The organism is Actinophytocola sp., from assembly GCF_035942955.1.
GTDB lineage: Bacteria > Actinomycetota > Actinomycetes > Mycobacteriales > Pseudonocardiaceae > DASYTH01.
Genome location: NZ_DASZCQ010000171.1, coordinates 1 through 20,440 on the forward strand (window position 1 = coordinate 1; position 20,440 = coordinate 20,440).

The window sequence follows — 20,440 nt, forward strand, 5'->3', positions numbered from 1 at the left end:
GCGTCGAGCAGCCCGTGGCGGTTGGCCCAGAAGTTGTCGAACACCGTGGCCAGCTCGGGCGTCCAGTAGCCGTACGGAAAGTCCGCGGTGACCGGCGGGAGCAGGCTGTAGGGCAGCGGCCGGCGGACCGCCCGGCCGGGCACGCCCTCGCCAAATAGGTCTCGTGCCACTGATCCTGGTGGAAGTCGAACTGCGTCCAGATCCGCTCAGCGGCAAGCAGATCGACGATCCGGTCCCACCGCTCCAGGTAGCCGGCATCGACAACGCCGGGCGCGGTCGGGGCGACCCCGGCCCAGAGCGTCCCGACCCGGGCGCCGTTGAACCCGTGCTCCGCCAACCACTCCGCGTCGGCGGTGGTGAACCCCTCGGCGGTGTCCGGCGGCGCGTACGGGGCGTGCTTCCACACCAGGTTCATCCGTGCACCAACACGACCCGCCCATGTTGATCAATCAGCCAGCGCCCGTCCCGACGCAGCCGCGGAAACCTCCTCCTGGGCCACGGCCGAGCTCGCGGAGGCCAGCGGGGCCGCCACGGACACGCCCAGCAGCGCCACGGCGAACAGGGCAATCAGCGGGCGTCGACGGCGAACACGCCCCAATAATAGAACACGTTCTATATCGCGGCGACATGGTACCGGCCGCGGTCGCGGCCCTGATCACTCGGCTGGTACATCCCCACCACCCAGGACCCCCAGCCATCAGGTCAAGGCGGCATTAGTTTGCGACGTACCGGGAACCCTTCCGATGGAGAGGGAGGCCGATGGACCTTGCCGTGCTGGTTCCGATCGTGGTGGCGACCGCGCTGATCTTCGACTTCACCAACGGTTTCCACGACACGGCCAATGCCATGGCCACCTCCATCGCCAGCGGCGCGTTGCGCCCGAGGGTCGCGGTGGCGCTGTCGGCGATCCTCAACCTGGTCGGCGCGTTCCTGTCCGTCGAGGTGGCCAAGACGATCTCGAGCGGGCTGGTCGACGAGGGCGCCATCGGGCCGTCGCTGGTGTTCGGCGGCCTGGTCGGAGCGATCGTGTGGAACTTGCTGACCTGGTATTTCGGCCTGCCGTCCAGCTCGTCCCACGCGCTGTTCGGCGGCTTGATCGGCGCCACCCTGGTCGCCGCGGGCTGGGACGCGGTGCGGTTCGGCCGGCTGGTCGACAAGGTGCTGGTGCCGGCGGTGGCCGCGCCGCTGATCGCCGCCATGGTCGCGATGATCGCGACCTATTTGGCGTGCCGGATCACCAGAGGGTGCTCGGTGTCCATGGTCCGGCCCGGGTTCCGCGTCGGGCAGGTCGTCTCGGCGTCGCTGCTGTCGCTGGCACACGGCACCAACGACGCGCAGAAGACGATGGGCATCATCACGCTGACCCTGATCAGCGCCGGCAGCCTGCCGGCCGGCTCCGGCCCGCCGGTCTGGGTCATCGTCAGCGCCGGCGCGGCCATCGCGCTCGGCACCTATCTCGGCGGATGGCGCATCGTGCGCACGCTGGGCAAGGGGATCACCGACATCGGGATACCGCAGGGCTTCGCCGCCCAGACCAGCGCCACGGCCGTCATCCTGACCTCGTCCCACTTCGGGATGGCCCTGTCCACCACCCACGTCGCCTCCGGCGGCATCGTCGGCGCCGGGCTCGGCACGCCGAGCGCGCGGGTCCGGTGGGACACCGCGCGGCGGATGGTGCTGGCCTGGCTGCTGACCCTGCCGGCGGCCGGGTTGGCCGGGGCGGCGGCCGGCTGGACGGCGTCGACCGGGACCGTCGGCACGTTCGCCGTGGTCCTGGTCGGCTTGCTGGTGGGACTGGGCGTGTACGTCGCCTCGCGTCGCCAGGTGGTCGACGAGCACAACGTCAACGACATCCCGGTGGAACCGATCGAGGAACCCACCGTGCCGGTGGCCGGGAGGTGACCGTGCAGATCAACTGGAGCGCCCTCGGCCTGGTGCTGATCGCCGGGCTGGTCAGCGGAGTGGGTGTGGTCGTCCTGTTCACCCTCGGGGTCCGCGGCCTTTCCGACTACATCGACGCCAAACAGGCCGGCCGCACCAGCGTGCTCGGGCTCGGCGGCGCCGTCGTCGGCTTCGCCCTCTCCCTCGCGATCGTCGCCCTCGGCATCTACGTGATCGTGGCCGGTTGACGCCCCGCGCCGTCAATTCGGCACGACATGCCGCGACGCCGTGTAAATTGTTCCGCTTCGGGTATCCCTCGGCGCGTCTGCGTCATTTGCCCTGGGTGAGGTGCGCAATGATTGCTCGTCCCCGCATACTCGCGATGCTGATCGCGCTGGTGCTGGCGCTGGCCGGCTGCGGCGGTGTCGGAAACGATCCGTCCGGCGACGCCGGCGGCAAGGCCTCCCTGACCACCATGGGGTTCGGCCTGCCGGACGAGCATGCCACGGCCCGGGTCGACGTCTACCGGAAGGCGCATCCCGATGTGGACATCCGAATCAACGAGGGCAACTTCGACGAGCAGCAGTTCCTCTCCGCGCTGGCCAGCGGCAGCCCGCCCGACCTGATCTACTTGGACCGCAACAAGTTGGGCAGCTTCGCCGCCCGCGCCGCGGTGCAACCGATCGACGACTGCGTCAAGCGCCGCAACGTCGACATGTCCCAGTTCCGGCAGGGAACCGTCGAGCAGGTCACCTTCGACGGCAAGCTCTACGGGTTGCCGGAGTTCGCCCAGGTCCGGCTGCTGATCATGAGCAACACCGTGCTGCGGGAGGCGGGGCTCGCCCCGGACCAGCTGTCCACATCGGACTGGTCGGCGCTGGCCGACGCGGCGAAGCGGCTGGCGAAGGTGACCGGCGGGCGGGTCGAGCGGATCGGCTTCGACCCCAAGGTGCCGGAGTTCCTGCCGCTGTGGGCCAAGGCGAACGGCGTGGACCTGGTGGGCGACGACGGCAAGACCGTGCGGCTGAACGATCCGAAGACCGTCGAGGCGGTCCGGTTCACCACCGATCTGGTCGCCGAGCAGGGCGGCTGGAGCCAGTTCAAGGCCTTCAAGGACGGCTTCGACATGCTCGGCGCGCGCAACCAGTACGTCACCGGGCAGCTCGCGGCGATGCCGATCGAGTCGTGGTACATCAACACCCTGGCGGCGAACTCCCCGGACGTGGACGTCACGGTCCTGCCGTTCACCGACCGCAGCGGGACACCGGTGACCACGGCCGGCGGCCAGGCGTGGGCGATCCCCAAGGGTGCCCCGCATCCCGAGCAGGCCTGCGACTTCATGGTCACGATGACCGCGACCGACACCTGGGTGACCGCGGCCAAGGCCCGCCGGGACGCGCTTGCCAAGCAGAACAAGCCGTACTCCGGCACGTACACCGCGAACCGGGCGGCCGACGAGAAGATCTTCGCGGAGGTCTACGACGGACAGTCCAACAAGATCATCGACGCCGGCGTGCGGGTGGCGCTCTCGTTGCAGGACAAGGTTTTCGCCTGGCCGGCCAACCCCGCCGGGGCGGAGCTGCTGAAGGTGTGGGAGTCGGCGGTGAACCGGGTCCTGCTCGGCCAGCAATCCCCCGAGCAGGCCATGCAGCAGGCCCAGCAGGAGGCCGACACCGCGATTCAGCGGGCCGGAAGGTAGTCCGAGCGTGGCGCGCACGACCCTGCGCCGCACCGAGACGCGTTGGGGTTACTTCTTCCTGTCGCCGTGGATCGTCGGCATGGTGCTGTTCACCGCCGGCCCCATGGTCGCCAGCCTGCTGCTGTCGTTCACCGAGTACGACCTGATCAACGAGCCGAAGGCGGTCGGCACCGCCAACTATGCCGAGCTCCTCGAGGACCCGAAGGTGGGCACCGCGGTGTGGAACACGCTGTTCTACACCGCGCTGCACGTCCCGCTGCAGATCGCGCTGGCGCTGGCGCTGGCCATGCTGCTGCACCGGGTCGGCCGCGGGGTGAGCTTCTTCCGGACCGTGCTGTACCTGCCGGTGATGACCCCGCCGGTGGCCATGGCGGCAATGTTCCTGTTGCTGCTCAACGGTTCCACCGGCGTGATCAACGAGGCGCTGCGGTTCTTCGGCATCGACGGTCCGAACTGGACGACCGACCCGGCCTGGATCAAGCCCGGAATCGTGATCATGGGACTGTGGACCGCCGGCAGCACCGCCATCATCTACCTCGCGGCGCTGTCCGGCGTTCCCGAGGACCTCTACGAGGCCGCTCGGCTGGACGGGGCCGGCGCCTGGCAGCAGTTCCGGCACATCACCCTGCCGATGATCAGCGGCGCGATCTACTTCACGGTCATCGTGAACACCATCAGCTCGCTGCAGATGTTCACCGAGGCGTTCTCGATGTTCTTCGGCTCGAACATCGCCGAGTCCAGCGAGGGCGACGCCGCGCTGTTCTACGTGATCTACCTGTTCCAGCAGGCGTTCCGGTCGTTGCGGATGGGCTACGCCTCGGCGCTGGCCTGGCTGCTGTTCCTGATCATCGTCGTGATCACGGTCATCCAGGTGCGGGTCAGCCGGCGCCTGGTCTACTACGAGGGGGAACGGTGACCACCCTGGCCCTGCGGCGCCCCCGGCGGGCCGGACGACTGGTATCGATCATGGCGCTGGCCGTGGTCGCGATCCTGTTCGTCTACCCGTTCGTGTGGCTGCTCACCGCCTCGTTGAAGAGCCGAGCCTACGTGTTCGGCAACTCGCTGCTGCCGCTGCCGTTCGCTCCGGAGAACTACGTCCTGGTCTGGGACAAGGCGCCGATGCTGCTCTGGATGGTCAACAGCGCGGTGATCAGTGTGGCGGCCGCGGCGAGCGTCACGATGTCCAGCGCGTTCGTCGCGTTCGGATTCGCGCACTTCCAGTTCCCCGGGCGCAACATCTGGTTCGGCCTCGTGCTCGGCACGATGATGCTGCCCGGCGCGGTGACCATGGTGCCGGTGTACCTGGAGTGGAACGCGCTCGGCCTGGCCAACACCCAGGTCCCGCTGTGGGCGCAGAACCTGTTCGGCTCGGCGTTCTTCGTGTTCCTGCTGCGCCAGTTCTTCCTGACGATCCCCAGGGAGATCTTCGAGGCCGCCAGGGTGGACGGCGCCGGCTACCCGCGGATCTTCTTCTCCATGGCGCTGCCGCTGGCCAGGGCCGGCCTGATCGTCGTGTTCATCTTCGAGCTGAAGAACGCCTGGACCGACCTGCTCAAGCCGCTTATCTACCTGCGCGACCCCAACCTCTACACGATGCCCCGCGGGCTGAAATCGATCATCGACCGGTTCGGCCTCGGCGGCGAGCAGGAATGGGAGGTCGTCCTCACCGCCAGCGTCATCGCCACCGTCCCCATGATCATCGCTTTCTTCCTTGCCCAGCGATACTTCATGCACGGCCTGGTCACCCAGCGCACCTCACGCTGAGAACGGCGCGACTCTGCCGGCGGCGGGCACGCGTCACGGCTTCTTCGGCATCATCATCCACAGCACGATGTACGCGATGAACTGCGGACCGGGCAGCAGGCAGGACAGCACGAACAGCAGCCTCATCTTGCCCGGCGTCCACCCGAAGCGATCCGCCAGCCCCGCACACACGCCGGCGATCACCTTGCGCGACTGAGGCCTGGCCAACGTCGTCGTAGTCATGGTCATGGGGCAGGCGTACCCCCTTTGCGCACCGCGCAATCGGGCACACGGGATACGGGTGGGCGCAGCGGGACTCAAACCTGCGACCGCCCGGGTGTAAACGGATCCGACTGACGGACAGTGGGCTCTACCAGCACCGTTGTGAACTCAGCTGCCTCGTGCCACCGACAGTCACCCCAATCGACGACGTTTGGTGCTACGAGCATGCCACGCGAGCCGAGCTGATCAACCTCCACCGCGACTGCCGGCGCGGGGCTCGACACGAGGTCGGGCGGCATGCCGGTGCCGTGACCGCGCCGCACCCGAGGTGTTCCTGCCGCGATGTGCATCTGCATGGCCGGCTTGGTGTCTGCCCCGCCGAGGCGCCGATGCAGACGAGGTTGATCGATAGGAACGTCGGTGGCCACGCAGCACACCAGGTCCACCGGTGCCTCATGAGCGCTGCGGGCGAGGGGTCAAGTGTGCGAAGCCCTTTCTGACGAGGGTGCGGATCGTGGCGGGCGGAAGTAGCGGGGTCGGGTCGTCGGGCCCCCGGACAATGGTGCCGTTCTCGGTGGGTCCGTTGGGTCCAAAGAACTCCAGCCGGACCTCGAGGTCAATTGTCGAATGGTGCCCGATGCCCGCGGCCGCGAGCGTGCGATCCGGTGGCACTAGGTCTCCGGCGAAGTAGAGCCGGTAGTGGAACCGGATGCCGGTCCGGCCGTCGAACTCGGCCACGGAATCGGGCAGGGCGAGCCCCGTGCGGACCAGGCCGTCAAGCTCGCGGCCGGAGCATCTCCCCGGTACCGGCAGCAGATGCGCGACCGACAGAGACCGGTTGCGGATGTAGAGAACGACGCGCGGGCCCGCGCCGTTGTCGATCCGCCGGGGCGCGGGCAGCACGCGCAGTCCGATGCCGCGGTCGTCCCGCCAGGTCCGGACCAGCTGCGCGACGACCTCGCCCCACCCGGCGGAGGCGTCGAGATACCGGCGCGGTGCCAGCAGACCCGGTGGGTTGGAGCCGTCCAACCGAATGATGAAGACGAACGCGCACCGTCGCTCGACCTCGGTCAGCTCACGCGCGAGCGCGGCGGCGAACTCCTGCTCGACATGAGCGTTGCCGTCGCAGTGCTGGGACCACAGCAGCACGAAGTAGTCCGACTGGGTCAGCTCGCGGTGGATTCTGAGCACCACGTTCTCGCCGGGCCAGATGTCGTAGGCGTCAACGAACGTCCCGATCCGATACTGGCTCAGGTTCCGGGCAAACTCTTCAGCGTTCGGGCGGTCACTCCCGGCGTGCGAGATGAAGACCCGGGGCGGACGCACGTCACCGGCGCCTGACATGGTTCCTCCATAGCTGCTGGCCCCGCCGAACCAGACGGACGATCATGGGTGCTCCGCTTTCCCGGCCCGCGTCCCCGAACAGCGTCCAGCACGCCCACCGCGCCGGATGATCCGCGTGCGGCAGCTCGGTGGGTGTGCCCCGGGCGCCGCGGAGGATGTCCCGCTGGGCTCGCTGCAGCGCGACGTCCCGCGGTAGGTACCGGGCGTAGCCCTCGAACCGGTCGAGCACGGCGCCGGCGACGTTGTCCTCCGCCACCCACCGGGCGGCGACGACCGAGGCGGCGCCCGCATGGATCGCGGCCCTGGCGAAACCGACCCGCTCGTCCCGGCCCACCCGCTGCGCCATGCCGGATTCGCACGCCCCGAGGATCATGGTCGCGCAGCCGCGGAGGTTCATGTCTTGCAAGGCTCTCGGCTCGAGTCGCCCAGCTTTCCCGGCGGGCGCGAACTGCAGCCAGGACCGGGCCGTGTTGCCGTGGTCGTACCGGCCGTGAGCGTCGATGCGCACCTGGCGATAGGAGTGCCGCTCGAGCTCGGCCCGCACCGCCCCGGGGGTGACATGCGTTCCCGCAAGCCGAGTCCGGGCCGGCAGACCCGGTGCGGGGGCGAGCCCTTCGGCCGGCGGACTGATCCGGAGCCGGTACCTGCCACGCAGTCCGCGCGACCGGCGCTGGAGCGGCAACAGGGCGGACAGGCACGGAAGATCGGAAAGCGCGAACCGGTGGCAGACCCGGTTCTGCCCACCCGGAAGCCGCACGGCCGCCAGCGGGATCTCCGCCAGCGCGCCCCCGGCGACCGCCGCGATCCGGCGCACCTGCGCCGGGATCTCCGCGAGCGCGGCGCCGATGCCGGCCTGGTCGGCGACCGCGGCGAGACGCGCCTCGAACTGTCCGGACTCGATGCTGTCCTCCAGGGTGTCCTTGTTCGCCCAGCAGGACATCAGCTCGTCGATCGCGGCCTCCAGGGCCGGGCGCCAACACGGCACGCTGACGTGCTGCAGCAGCCCTCGACCGAGGATCGCGTGGTGGACCCGATCGTGGGTGGAGTGCATGATCCAAATCACCCGGGACCGCGGCAGGCGCTCGCCGATCTGGTTGATCCAGCGCCAGGCGCCCTCGTGGTCGCTGGGTCGGGGAAGATCGCGGACAGAACCCGTGTCGCCCGGCAGGATCCGGCCGAGGATCGCGGCGCCGCGGGCGGCCTCCATCGCCACGACGACCGCGGCAATCCCGTCGATGCCACGCCGATCCACCATGCTGAACGCGGCCCTGATCCGCTCGTCGTGCTCGTCCGGGACAGACTGCAGCATCCGGATGCGGACCCGGTCGGTGAGCTGCAGGCCGGCGATGTGCTCCTCGAGACGATGTGCCTCGGCCCAGCTGTGCGCGGCCGCAGCGTCCGCGCCGAGCCGGCCGCAGGCCCGGCCGAGCGCACGCAACGCGTCGACCCGAACCTCGGCCGGAGACGTGTCCGCGGCGGCGATCTCGAGGTGCTCGACGGCCTCGCGCAGCGACGACTCCGTGCCGATCGTGAGCTCGAGCTCACCCGCGGCCAGGCGCCACAGGCCGACCTCCCGATCTCCGCGCACGGCCCGGCGCGCCGAACCGAGCTCGGCCTCGGCCTCGGCCAGCTGGCTGCCGACGATCAGCCGGCGAACACGCCGGATTCGCTGATCGAATCGAGCGGGCTCCGCTACCCTCTCATCGGACAGGTCGGCCACCAGGGCGGCTCCGATTCTCTGGTCGGCCATCACCGCGACGGCGTCCACCAGCAACGTGAGGCACCGGTCGGCCTCCTCGGGCTGGGCGGTGATCCGGTATAGCACGACGAGCTGGTGCAGCACATGCGCGCGTCGCTCCGGCTCCACCCCGGGGCCGGCGACCGCGAGCAGCACCTGGATGGCCTGCTCGTAACGCATCCGGTCCTTGAGCGCGAGGGCGTACGCGAGGTGGTCGGCAACCGTTCGCAGCTGCGGGTCGGTGAGCACCTCATCCACCGCGTCCTGCTCGCCCAGGTGCAGCCCGACCAGGATCCGGTCGCGGCGCACGCGCCGCACCGCGGCCAGATCGCCGATCACCCGAAACGCCCGCTCGGCGGCGTCCAGACCACGCCGTGCGCCGTCGAGATCGCCGTTGCCGGCCGCCGCCAGCGCAGTCACCCGATCCATCCGGGCGCGCTCGTCGGCGGTGAGCGCATCGCGCCGATCCGCGAGCTCGGCCGCGTCCTCGCGGACGCCGTCTTGGTTGCCTTGGGCCGAGCGGATCTCCGCGCGCAGCACGAGCAGGCTGGGGCGGGCCGATCCGGCTTGATCCAGATATCCCGCGCAGCGGTTCGCCGCCAAAGGCAGCTGCCGCAGCTCGATCAGCAGCGCCACGTGGTCGATGGCCAGCGCGAGCCACAGCTCGCGGTCGGTGCCCGCGACGTGCTCCACGGCCCGGCGGTAGGCGTCGTCGACGCCGTTCGCGTCCCGACGATCGAACGCCTCACCGCCCATGGTCAGCAGGTCGGCTAGCCGGCTTCCGGCCTCCACCGCGATGCGGCGCGCCGATGATCGCATCATTCCTCACACGGGGTTGGCTGCTCAATGTCCAGGCAGACCAGGACGGCCTGCCCGCGCAGCGACGGAGCCGGCGCCGGGCTGCTGGTCGTGCTCGGCGCAGTGCCACCACTGTTGCCACCGCTGTTCCCCGAGCCACCGGACCCGCCTCCGCCGCCACTACCCCCAGAGCCACCGCCACCACTACCTCCGCCGCTACCACCCCCGACGCCGCCTACGGCAACGGGAACCAGCCGGAGCCACGGCCGGTCCCGGAACGTGATGATGTCGGGCAGGCTGTCCGGCAACGTCGTGGCCGACACGTTCCGGATCGTCACCGGACGGATGATCACGGCACGCTGCCGAACGATCGGGTCGGCCACGAGCTCGCCGTTGTTGGCCACCATGGTGGACCGCGCGTTCTCCTCGGCGAAGGCGACGGCGCCCATTCCGGGCACGTCGGCCAGGGTCGCGTAGACCGGCCGTGCGTCGTGGGTGAGCGTGGCCTCGGCCGGCTCGACGTACCGGAAATCCGTTCCGTCGCGGCGCATCAGCGGCGGCCGCGACGGGTCCGCGGCCATCGCCGCCAGCGCCCGATCGGCCGCCGGGTTGCCGCTGGGCCGCAGCTCGATCTCCGTGGCACCGACAAATGCCACGCCGTCGTCGCGCAGCCGCACGGCGCGGTAGTACGGGGCGACGGCGGTCCGCATCGCCTCGTCGATGGCAGGCCAGTCGCGGACGGCCGCAGCCCCCACGACTGAGCCGTTGGTGCCGAAGATCGGGTCGGTCGCCGGCGCCCACGGCCGGCGTTGGGAGGTGAGGTAGACGGTCGTCGCGCCCTCCGGCGTCGTCACCTTCACCGACGGGGCGCCGTCCGGGGCCTGCCCGGTCGAGACGACCAGGGCCGAGTGGTCGGGCGTGGCGGGCTCGAAGCCGATCGGGCCCGCGGGAACGTCCGGTGGACCCCGGGCGAGATCCGCCTGGTAGAACAGCGGCAGCTTGGTTGCCGGATCGGGAACGCCGAGCCGGAACGAGAGCTCCTCGCCGGGTGGCCGCACCTGGTCGGTCAACGTCAACCACGGCGCGTCGGGCCCGCCCACTTTGTAGAAGGACTGACCGTTGCCGCCGTCGACGCGGTACAGCACCCCGTCGGTCGCGTCGGGGATCCTCCCGTCGGACACCCGTTGCTGGATCGACTCGAGTGCGCGGCGGACGCGGTCGAGAATGCCGGTGCGCCACCGGATCGTGATCGTGTCGGCCGCCCTGGTGGTGTCCAGCTGGCCGAGCTCGTGACTCTGGACGTGGACGGTCTGCGAGATGCGACCGTTGCCCGTCGCGATCTCGTTGGTGACCGCACGCGTGGCCGTCTCGACCCGCCAGACCTTCAGTCTGCCGAACGGAACGGCCGCGCGTCCGATCCCGGCGACCTGGACCCCGATTCCATCCCGCGTCCGGGCGACCGTGTGCCGGACGCTGATGACCGGTTTGAGCTCTACCCGGTTGGTACCGGGAACCTTGATCTCCTGAAGGGTGACCTCGTTGAGCCGCAAGGCACCGGTCGCCGGGTCCGCACCGGACGATGGGTCGTACAGGCCGGCCCGGCGGGACGGACCGGTCAGGTCGAGCTGGTAGTCGCCGGTCCCGCGCCGACCCACCGGGTTACCGAGCGAGACGCCTCCGGAGACCCAGGTGTACCCACACCAGGAGTAGCTCTGCGACGGCTCCGGCAGGATTGCCTCCTGCCGCGCCGACCGTGGGGCGACGAACTCGATCGGCGTCTGTTCCCGCAGCGTCGCGCGATTCCGCTCGTACCAGTCCCGGAAGCTCTGGTCGGTCCGGATCGCGGTGTCCGACACCGGAAGCGCCAGGTGCTTCGACACGATCCATTCCAGGGCGGCACTCCAGCTCATGAGCTGCTCTAGCCGCTGGTACTGCGGATCATGGTCGGCGATGGCCTGGTAGTGCCGGTCCCACCAGGCCAGGGCCCGGCCGGCCTGGTAGCTGGGCTCGACCTCGGTGTCGCCCGCGCCGTCCGAGCGGGAGAACAGCCTGGTGGACTGCGCGCCGACACTGAACCGGTCGTCGGTGAAGTCGAACCCGGCGTCGTTGTGACCGAACCAGAGCCGGCCCGACTCGCCGGCCGCATCGCCCTCCTCCGGACAGTGGCCCAGCGGGATCTCGGCCTTCGGATCCGGGACGAAGCCACCCACCGCCTCGGTCGGGACCCCGCTGCCTACCCCGTTCACCCAGTTCTTGGCAATGTGATCCGTGTAGAACAGCGTCATGCCAACGTCAGTGCCCGCCAGGTCGCCGTCGTAGCGCGCCTGGCTGTACATCGGTCGCCGCTCGAGCGCGTTCTTCAACGCCCACAGGTGCGTGCGGTTGGACGGCAGCCCCTCCGCCTCGAGCGCGGGCTTTGCCGGATCTCCGCGGTGCAACGCGCCATGGACCTTGTCGAGCAGCTCCGTGGGCGGACGGGCGGACGGATCGCTCAGAAACCCGGCCACCTGGTCAAGCCACCGCGGCGCCAGCTCCGGCAGCAGATCGCGAACGTCCTCGATGGACACGAGGTGCTCCGGGGGATCCAGTGAGAACCCGGGGAGCAACCCACCGCGGTGTGCGTACTCCCGCTGCAGAACGGCGAGGTCCTCGGCGTCCACCGGTTCCGACGACACGTCGGGCCAGTTCCACCCACCGGCATGGAGTTCACGGCTTCGTATCTCCACTATGGACAGACGCTTGCTCTGGGCGAGGAAGTCCCGTAGACCATCGGCTTGGTCGATACGTCTGGTCAGGTACCCGTTGGCGGAACGAACGTCAGCCGTCGGAAGTGGCTCCTCCGAGTCCAGCGCGATCGTCTTGCGGTCGCTGTCGGTCTGGTAGCGATGGACCCGAACCCGCTCCGGATCCGAGCCGGCGTCGATTCGGTGCTGGTCGATGGCCAGCCCGATGGTGCGCGCCCGGTGCGGATCGCCCTGCGGGACCAGCACGTGCAGGACGCTGCCGTCGAACAGCGTGCGTCCGGAACCCACCGGCTGCCGGGCAAGATCGGCGAAACCTTCGTCCCGCACCGGCAGGCCGTCATAGAGGTTGTCACGCAGCCGATCCGTACTGAGATCCAAATAGGACGCCAAACCGAGGCGGGCCCAGTCGCGCACCTGCTCGTCCACCTCGGCCGGTGGCCGCCCGGCCAGCCAGCCGCTCGCCCCGTCGTAGGAGATGACGGCGGTATGCGTGGTCGCCAGGGGAACGCCGGGTGTGGAAACGTCGCAACCGGACGCCGGCAACAGGACGGCGAGGAACCCGATGATCGCCGCTCGTGGCCGGGCTTTCGGCCGGCGGAAGGGGCGGTCAGCTCCGGGTACCGGAGACGTCCCACGAGACCGCACCGGGGAGACACGGTCCGCTCGGCGATTCCTTGGCATATGTTCCTTCAATCTGCTCGGCCGTCCATGTCCCGGCGATCACGGCGCCGGTCTTCACCCGCAGGATCAATGTGAACGTCGTCGGGATCGACTCTCCGCGGCAGTCGAACCGCTCCGCCGACGTCCCGGACGCGCGCCAGCCGCCGCTCGTCTCCACCATCTCGATCGCACCGGCCCAGCCATCGCTCGCGACGCGGCAGCGGTCCGGGCAATCCGTGACGGCGACGGTCAGAGTCCGCGTCACGGTTTCCCGGCAGTCGTTGAGGTTGCACGCGGCCTGCTTTCCGGTGAGCGCATAGGCTCCATCGAGGAGCGCCCGCTCGGGCACCTGGTCCACATCGCGATCTCCCGTGGTTCCCACCGGCCGGCGGAACCGGCGGCCGGCGTCGACCAGCCCGAACTGGCGGATGTCCACTTGGGACGGTGTCACACTGACCACGGCGGCGGGATCGAACCCGGGCCAGAGCGGGTCGAGGTGCTCGACGCCGCCGGGTCCGCGCGGCGGCGCGAGCGGGACGGCGCCCGCACACCGCACGCGTGGTACACCGCGCCGGTCGACCAGCACCGCGGTACCGGACTGGAGGATCGCCTGATACGGAACGCTCCGGTCACCGACGAACCGGTGGGCGGTCACCCGCGTGTCGGCGCGGAGCCGAACGGGCGTCAGGTCGGCGAGGTACCGCCCCAGGTCGCCCGGTGGTTGCCCCGGAACGTCGCTCGTGACGGCATGGGCCCAGCCGCCGGACCGGGCCGGTTCGGCCTTCGTGACCAGCGCGGCCATCCCGCCCTGGTCACAGCTCGACCGGCCGAACGCGCCGCCGTAGAGTTGCTCGCTGTCCCCGGCGATCTCGCCGCGGCCTACCGGATCTGGCGGCACGGGCGCGTGCTCAATGGCCAGGTCGGGGCCGAAGGCGTCGTCGCCCAGCACCGCGGTGGCCAGCGCGACGATGTCGCGCCGGGCCGCGTCCTGGTTGATGTCGAGCACCGCCGACGCCACCAACGTTCCGATGACGATCCCGTTGGCCGCCCCCGCGAGAACCGGCCATGCCCGATCCGCCCAGGACGGCCGGGCGAGCACGCCGCCGGCGAGCGCGACGAGCAGACCGGCCAGCGACAGCCAGTACCCCGGGCCAACCCCGCTGGCCGGATCGATCCCCGCCCGGTACGCCGCGTCCGCCACTTCCGGCCACTGCAACGCCTTCAGCGCCGCGACCTGACCCACGGCGGCGAGGCCGGCGGCCGTGACGCCGATCCCGGCGCCCGCCGCGAAGATCGCGCCCAGGATCAGCACCACGGCCGCCGCGGGCAGGAGCCAGAACAGGCCGGGTGGCCCGTGCCCGCCGACCGCTGCGGCGAGCCGCAGGCCGGTGTGGGACCCGCCCATTCCTCCCACCAGAACCGGGATCACCAGAAAGGAAGCCAAGGCGAGCGCACCCCCGAACGCGGCCGACCAGCGCGCGAGGTTGGCAATGATCATCAGCCGACCGGTACTTCCGATCCCCAGTCCTGGCCCTTCTTGGCCGGTTGGCGGGACGCGGCTTGCGCTCTCAGTTCCGGTTCCTGCCTGTTCGGCACCACGACGGCCACCACCTGCGGCTGGGCTCCGGTCTCGTCCTGGCGCATCGGGCACTGCCAGGTGGAGAAGTCCTGTGTGGAACAGATCCCCACGGGGTAGTAGTCCACCCCCACCTTGGTGAACGCGTACACCCGCTGCGAACTCCCAACCGGTCCGATCGTCGCCGTGCCGAGCGCCGGGCTCACCGACCCCGGCTCGTTGCCGGGGCCGGCCACCGGCGCCTGCGTCGGCGATGTGGTGGTGGCGCCGCCGGATCCGGCAGGGGACGGTTGAGCCGCGAGGTCGGCAAGGCGCCCGAGCAGAAACCCGACCGCGAGCAGGGCGATCACCGCCGCGGCGGCGGCGACCGGCAGCCGGCGGCTCCTGCGCGCCCACCGCGCGATCTGCGCCATCCGGCCGGTCGGGATCAACCCGGCCGGATGTCCTCCCGCGGACCACCTGTCGAACGCGGCGGCGAAGATGTCCTGCGCGCCGCCCGTCGCGGCCGCTTTGCCCACCATTCTCGCGAGCTGCTCGGACTGCGTGTCCCTGACCAGACGTGCGGCGTGCTTGCGCGCCTCGGCATCGCGCAGATCCTCGAAATCCGGTCCGTAGAGCGTCTTCAACAGCCGGCTGAGCAACTCCTGCCTGGCTTCGACCTCCACGAACCCGGCGATGGCGTCCATCGCGCGGACGTCAAGCGCGGCCCGCAGCACCTGCCGGTTCCACCTCCAGTGCTCGGCGAGCCTGTTCAGCTCGCCCAGGAACTCCCGGACGGTTCTGACCCCGAGCAGGCCGGCCACCGGGTTCCGCTCGGACCGCACGGCCCCGCGGTCGCGGACGCGATGCCCACCCGATGCGCCATCGCCGGCCATCGGCGCCGGCTCGAGCGGCGCCGGGTTCGGCTGCCTCGGGCTCGGGTGGGCGGGACCGTCCACTCCGGAGGGAACGAGCACGGGATCACGTGCCGGCTCCGCCACCGGAAGCGCTGTGCCGTGCACGAGTCTGGCGACGAGCCGACCGGCCTCCTGGCTGATCCGGCCGTCGGCGAGGTCGCGGTCGAGATCGACGATCGTGCGGTTGACCGGGCCCGTACTGTCCAGCCGCACCGGCAGGAAAACGATCTCGGGCAGCCGCTTGATGCTGCTGTCGTGCCGGGACTGGTAGGTCGAGAACGACCAGCGCCGCCAGACCCCGTGCTGCTGGATCAGGTAGTCGTTGGCCGCCTGGCGAAGTCCCCACACCATGGCCAGCCGGTCCTCGTCCAGGCAGCCGACGATGCTGAGCGGGTAGGTCGGACGGTCGAGCAGCCGGGTGATCACCACACCCAGCTCGCGTTCCAGCTCGCGCGCTCGCCGGCGCAGCCGAACGATCGCATCCGCGGTGTTGGGCAGGCTCCGTGAGCCGACTCGCGGCATCGTCCAGGTGGCCGGCGGCTCATCCCGCCAGCCCTTCCAGTTGCTCAGGCTCAGGGCGGCCGGAACGTCGAGGATGCCGGCCGGCCCGATCAGCGCGTGGGAGTCGTTTCGGCCGGGCGCGAGAGTGCCCTGGGCGATTCGCCGGAGGACGGCCACCAGTCCGCCGTCGCATTCGATGTAGGACAGGGCAGTGGCCGGCGGCTCCACCTCGCCGACCGATTGCAGCCGAAGATGCTCCTCGAGCCTGCGCAGCCATTTCTTCGCCTCGGGCTCACTCGAAAACGAGTATCCGCGCACATCGAGCCCACGCGAGTCATGCGACCAGGCGAAGTAGACCTGATCGAGTATTTCCTCGGGTTGGTGGTCGGTCATGGCATTCCTACCTTCTGCGCTTCGGGGCTCGGGACCATGCCGGTCATGGCGAGGATCGCGACCAGCGGTTCCAACACACGGGTCGGTTGAATCCCGCGCGGGAACTTTCCCTTGGACTTCTTGTCGTTCGGGTCGACTCGCACGGCGTCCCTGCCGCTGGCCGAAACGAAGTGCAGCGTGCATCGTGGAAACGCCTGGAACGGTCGCAATGATGCCCCGGCGCCGATGTGGTGCAGGTAGGAGAACACGTCCCGGCTCTCGGCCCGAATCGACGCGGCGTCCAGCACCCGGGTATCGCCCCGGCGTAGCCACCGGTCGGCCGGGGGAACGTAGCGCAACCGGTCGGACTTCGTCACCGCGATCACCGCCGGCAGCCCGTCGATGCCGCCGGGCCGGGCCCGCAGTCGCTCGACCGCCAGGTCGAACGACTGGTTCTCGCTCGCCGCCGTGTCCTTTCCCGTCTCGAACTGATCCTCCGGGGCGTAGACGAAGATCACCGCGTTGGCTCCGACCAGGAACCGGGTGGCGCGGTTGCGGCCCGAGGTCTTCTCCAGGTCCTCGCCCGCGACGTCGAAGAAGGTGACCGGGCGCTCGCCGCCGGGTCCACGCAACAGCAGGATGTCGGCCGCCTCGACCACTCCGAAATCGGTCGCCGACAGCGCGTCACCCTTTTCGAATGGCTCGATGAATCGACGGCGAAAAGTGGCGTGCCGGCGGAGGTCGAGAGCGGCCACGGTTACCCCGTGCGGCAGCCCGACCCGGTACGCTTCCCGGATCATCGCCGTCAGCAGGTGCGTCTTTCCCGAGGCTGAGGCGCCGACCAGACCGATGACCAGGGGGTCGCGGTAACGCCAGTAACTCGCCGGAATGTAGTGCTCCGTCGTATCCTCGGACGTGTTCGGGCACTGCCGGTAGCCCTGGCGTTCCAGGTCGCGCTGCCGTGACTCGGACTCGTTCGATATGTCGACCAGCTCATAGCTTTCGTTCTCGTCATCGAAGAGGGAGAGCATCTGGTCGTTCGGCCAGTGGAACTCGTGGGCGCAGATCGGGCAGCGAACGAAACGGGGACCGTTCTCCATCATGCCAGCACCGCCATACCGATGATCAGAACCGCAACCAGGACCGTCGCGGCCAGAAAGGGGAGAATCCGCCGGGCCCGCTGGTCGGTCCGCGGGGTCTCGGTCGGGACCGCGTCGACCGGGTGTGGTCCGCGCTTCGCGGCGCTGATCTGGTCGAACAACTGGCGGCCGGCCGCGAGCGCCGCCTCCGGATCGTGCTTGGGGCGAACGACGGGGTTCTCCCGGAGCTTCTGGAGCAGGTTGGCCGGGTGGGGCCAGTGCTCAACGGGCTTGTCGAAGATCGGGTCGTACAGCGCCCGTAGCAGCTCGGGGTCGCGGCTGCGGTCGGGCCGCGCGCCATCCGCCGGCGCTCCCGTGTAGACGGTGCGGATCAGTAGCCCGGCGGCCAGCAGGTCGTCGCGGGTGTCGACCTCACCCGAGCCGGACCGCCGCGGCTCGCCGGCCCACGCGGCGGACTCGAAGTCGACGAGCTGGAGCTGCCGGCCGTCCCAGCGCACCGCGTTCGCCGTCACCGCCGCGTGCACCACGCCGGCCTCGCCGAGGTGCTGCAGCGCCCGCAGCAGGCCGATGTGGAACAGCCGCCGCTGGCCATCGTCGAACCGGTGCACCAGATCCGCGGCCGGTTCGCCGGTGTAGGCGCGCAGCAGCGCGAACGGCTCCTCGGCATCCATGTTGTAGGCCACGAGCTCCGCCAGCTCCGGCGGGTAGGGACCGGCGAACACCTGCCGGAGGCGGCTGCCGGCCCGGATCTCGTTGTCCAGCAAGTCATACAGGCGCGGGTTGCGCTTGCCGGCGGCGCTCGAGACGTACTTGCGCACGTACACCTGGTCCCCCTGCACGACCACGAGCCGCTGCTCAAGCGACGACCCGGGCGTGACGAACTCGCTGCGGTCGACCATGGTGATCGTGCCCAACCTGCCGAACACGTTGCGGTAGCGCACAATCTGCGTCAGCTCAGCCATTGACCGGGGCACCACCCAACACGTGACGAATCGACTCCGGCCGCAGGGGCACCAGCCGCAACGCGCCGACCAGCTCGCCGCCGGCGCTCCACACGATCCCGGGATCGGCGGCCAGCGGCTGGTGCGCGCCGTCCTGCTCGAGGACGCGCCGCAGCTGGGCGGGACCGAACCGGACCAGGCTCGGCTCGGCCACGGTGCTGAGGTAGCGGAGCTGGCCGCTGCGGCACAGCTGCGTCATGTCGCCGTCCACCCCGGTGCGCAGTGCCGCCAGCGCCGCGGGCGACTCCGACCACACCCGGGCCACGAGGGAATCCCGGGGGCGGAGGTCACGGGTGAGCCGGGGGGCCGCCATGAGACCGTGCCGCCGGACGTGCGCCCCGTACTCCCCCAGCAGCCGGTCCAGCCGTTGGGTGACGGCGCCGGGTGTGGTCCGCCCGGCCACCTCGATCGCCGGCCAGACCGGCGCCAGCGCTTCCCGGCACACGTCGACGAGGTCGCCGCGGACGACTCCGTACAGCTCCGGGAGGGTCGGCTGGACGCTGCGCGGCGCACCGTTCCCGGCCGGATCGACGCGCGGCGCGACGAAGAGCCGGTTGCCGGTGTCGGCCAAGGCGCGGACGATCTCCTCGAGCCCGGCGGCGACGTCCGCCGCGGCCGCGGCGATCGCCCGGTGGCGCCGCATCGGTTGCCACTCGCGGGCGGTGGCCTCCTCGGTGATTCGGGTCAGCTCCTCGAGGGTGCGCACCATCGCCGGCAGCCCGAGCTCGGCCTGCCACCGGCGTACCGCCGCGCGCCAGCTCAACGCGACCGCGGCCACGGCGAGCAGAACCGCGACCGCGATCAGGATCGGAGCGCCCGGCGCCGGGACCGGCACCTCGCCCGCCCGGCGGGCCGCCTCGACGGCGCCGGCCACCGCCCCGAGCACTGCCGTGAGCCCGTAGGTGACCACCGCGGGTGCGGCCGCCGGGCCGAGTCCGACCTCGGTCTGCGGACCGGGACGCCGCCCCAGCAGCAGCCAACCCGAACCGAACCAGGCCGCGGCGTAAAGGCCGCCGACCGCGGCGCCGAGCCAACTCGGCCCGGCCAGGAAGGCCACGGCCAGGCAGCTCAGGAAGATCAGCGGCAACGTGCCCAGCCGCAGCGGCCATGCCCGGAACGCGGGCATGTTCAGCACGAGCGGACCGCGCCGGCTCACCTGGTCCAGCGTCGCCGTGAGACCCTGCGGGCCGCTGGTCACGGCCGCCATGCGCATCTCCTGCGCCAGCACGGCAATCGAGACCCCCTCCGCGACGCGGGCGTCGACCGCCGCGCGCAGGCCGGCCGCGATCTCGCCGCCCCTGGCCTCCATCGGGTCCGCCACGCCCAGCTCCATGACCTCCTCGACGGGCGGGTGTCCCACCTGGAGCTGGCCGTCCATGCGGTTGAGCAGCTCACCGAGATAGCGGCGGTAGTTCTCCGCGGCCTGGCTCGCCCAGGCCACGTGGTTGCCCAGCTCCGCGGTGGGCCGCGGCGAGCCGAACAGCGCCTTCGGCGTTCCCAGCTGCCGAACCAGCTCGCCGATCTGGTTCAGCCGCCGGAACGCCTCCGTGTTCGCCGCCGACACCGGCCCGGACAGCACCGCGCCCGGCTGGTCGTGCGGCGCGTCCAACCGGCGCATGGTGGCGGCGAGGCTCGCCGCCGGCGGATGGTCGGTTGCGCACAGGGACTGCACGGCCGCGGCCCTGGCCTCGGCCAGCTCGACCGGTTCGGCGGCGCCGGACACCAGCCGGATCCCGGGGTTGGCCGCGGCGCTGGACAGCCCCTCGGCCGCGGCGACGACCCGGTCGAACACCGCCGGTACGGTCAGCGCGGCGACCAGGCCGTCCAGCGCATCCGCCGGCCCCTCGGCCGGCCGTGGCGCCGAGTGCTCGGGTGCCCAGTCCACCCCGCGCGGATCGCCGATCCACAGCACGGTCGCGTGCCGCAGCGCCGGCGGCACGGCGAGCGCCACGCCGTCGAGCTCATCGTCCATAGTGGACTGACCGACCGCGACGCAGACCACCGCGGTCACCATGTCCTCGCCCACAAGCGACAGGTAGATCTCCGCGTGCTCGACCAGAGAGCCGGCGTCGTCGACCACCACCACCCCGCCGGCGAGCTCGGCCGGCCGGTCGTCGGGCGCTTCGCGCAGGTCCAGCAGGGTCACCTTCGACGTGTGCATGCCC

At 70.7% G+C, this 20,440-nt stretch carries 14 protein-coding genes; 5 read left to right on the top strand and 9 right to left on the bottom strand.

Annotated features, from left to right (window positions below; translation table 11 throughout):
* Positions 1–759 precede the first annotated feature (759 nt).
* The 5 genes from VGX25_RS17265 (at position 760) to VGX25_RS17285 (ending at position 5,344) form a co-directional block, all read left to right on the top strand.
* Positions 760–1,902 (top strand): inorganic phosphate transporter, encoded by a 1,143-nt coding sequence (locus tag VGX25_RS17265; RefSeq protein WP_326918828.1) that lies wholly within the window; start codon positions 760–762, stop codon positions 1,900–1,902.
* Positions 1,899–2,129, top strand: a complete 231-nt coding sequence (locus VGX25_RS17270; protein WP_326918829.1) for a hypothetical protein — start codon at positions 1,899–1,901, stop codon at positions 2,127–2,129. The genes VGX25_RS17265 and VGX25_RS17270 overlap by 4 nt, the downstream gene beginning before the upstream one ends.
* 134 nt (positions 2,130–2,263) lie before the next feature.
* The gene (locus VGX25_RS17275) at positions 2,264–3,580 is read left to right on the top strand and encodes an ABC transporter substrate-binding protein (protein ID WP_326918830.1); all 1,317 of its coding nucleotides are present in this window, start codon (positions 2,264–2,266) and stop codon (positions 3,578–3,580) included.
* 7 nt (positions 3,581–3,587) lie between these two features.
* Positions 3,588–4,496 (top strand): sugar ABC transporter permease, encoded by a 909-nt coding sequence (locus tag VGX25_RS17280; RefSeq protein ID WP_326918831.1) that lies wholly within the window; start codon positions 3,588–3,590, stop codon positions 4,494–4,496.
* On the top strand, positions 4,493–5,344 hold the full coding sequence (locus VGX25_RS17285) for a carbohydrate ABC transporter permease (protein ID WP_326918832.1): 852 nt from the start codon (positions 4,493–4,495) through the stop codon (positions 5,342–5,344). The genes VGX25_RS17280 and VGX25_RS17285 overlap by 4 nt, the downstream gene beginning before the upstream one ends.
* 33 nt (positions 5,345–5,377) lie before the next feature.
* On the opposite strand, the gene VGX25_RS17290 is transcribed toward VGX25_RS17285, so the two are convergent.
* The 9 genes from VGX25_RS17290 to VGX25_RS17330 all read right to left on the bottom strand — a co-directional run bounded on the left by VGX25_RS17290 (position 5,378) and on the right by VGX25_RS17330 (position 20,436).
* On the bottom strand, positions 5,378–5,566 hold the full coding sequence (locus VGX25_RS17290) for a PspC domain-containing protein (RefSeq protein ID WP_326918860.1): 189 nt from the start codon (positions 5,564–5,566) through the stop codon (positions 5,378–5,380).
* A gap of 432 nt (positions 5,567–5,998) precedes the next feature.
* Complete coding sequence (locus tag VGX25_RS17295) at positions 5,999–6,889, bottom strand: toll/interleukin-1 receptor domain-containing protein (RefSeq protein ID WP_326918833.1); 891 nt, start codon at positions 6,887–6,889, stop codon at positions 5,999–6,001.
* Positions 6,873–9,449 carry a CHAT domain-containing protein gene (locus tag VGX25_RS17300; protein ID WP_326918834.1) on the bottom strand — a complete coding sequence of 859 codons (2,577 nt, stop codon included), beginning with the start codon at positions 9,447–9,449 and terminating at the stop codon, positions 6,873–6,875. The genes VGX25_RS17295 and VGX25_RS17300 overlap by 17 nt, the downstream gene beginning before the upstream one ends.
* Positions 9,446–12,712, bottom strand: coding sequence for a hypothetical protein (locus tag VGX25_RS17305; RefSeq protein WP_326918835.1), 3,267 nt, complete (start codon positions 12,710–12,712; stop codon positions 9,446–9,448). The genes VGX25_RS17300 and VGX25_RS17305 overlap by 4 nt, the downstream gene beginning before the upstream one ends.
* A gap of 64 nt (positions 12,713–12,776) precedes the next feature.
* Entirely contained in the window at positions 12,777–14,327 is a 1,551-nt protein-coding gene (locus tag VGX25_RS17310) for a DUF6777 domain-containing protein (protein WP_326918836.1), read from the bottom strand.
* On the bottom strand, positions 14,327–16,195 hold the full coding sequence (locus VGX25_RS17315) for a hypothetical protein (RefSeq protein ID WP_326918837.1): 1,869 nt from the start codon (positions 16,193–16,195) through the stop codon (positions 14,327–14,329). Before VGX25_RS17315 ends, VGX25_RS17310 begins: the two co-directional genes overlap by 1 nt.
* Positions 16,192–17,277 (bottom strand): hypothetical protein, encoded by a 1,086-nt coding sequence (locus tag VGX25_RS17320; RefSeq protein WP_326918838.1) that lies wholly within the window; start codon positions 17,275–17,277, stop codon positions 16,192–16,194. The genes VGX25_RS17315 and VGX25_RS17320 overlap by 4 nt, the downstream gene beginning before the upstream one ends.
* Complete coding sequence (locus VGX25_RS17325) at positions 17,274–18,236, bottom strand: hypothetical protein (RefSeq protein ID WP_326918839.1); 963 nt, start codon at positions 18,234–18,236, stop codon at positions 17,274–17,276. Before VGX25_RS17325 ends, VGX25_RS17320 begins: the two co-directional genes overlap by 4 nt.
* Positions 18,229–20,436: a hypothetical protein gene (locus tag VGX25_RS17330; protein ID WP_326918840.1), complete on the bottom strand. Its 2,208-nt coding sequence runs from the start codon at positions 20,434–20,436 to the stop codon at positions 18,229–18,231. The genes VGX25_RS17325 and VGX25_RS17330 overlap by 8 nt, the downstream gene beginning before the upstream one ends.
* Positions 20,437–20,440: the final 4 nt, after the last annotated feature.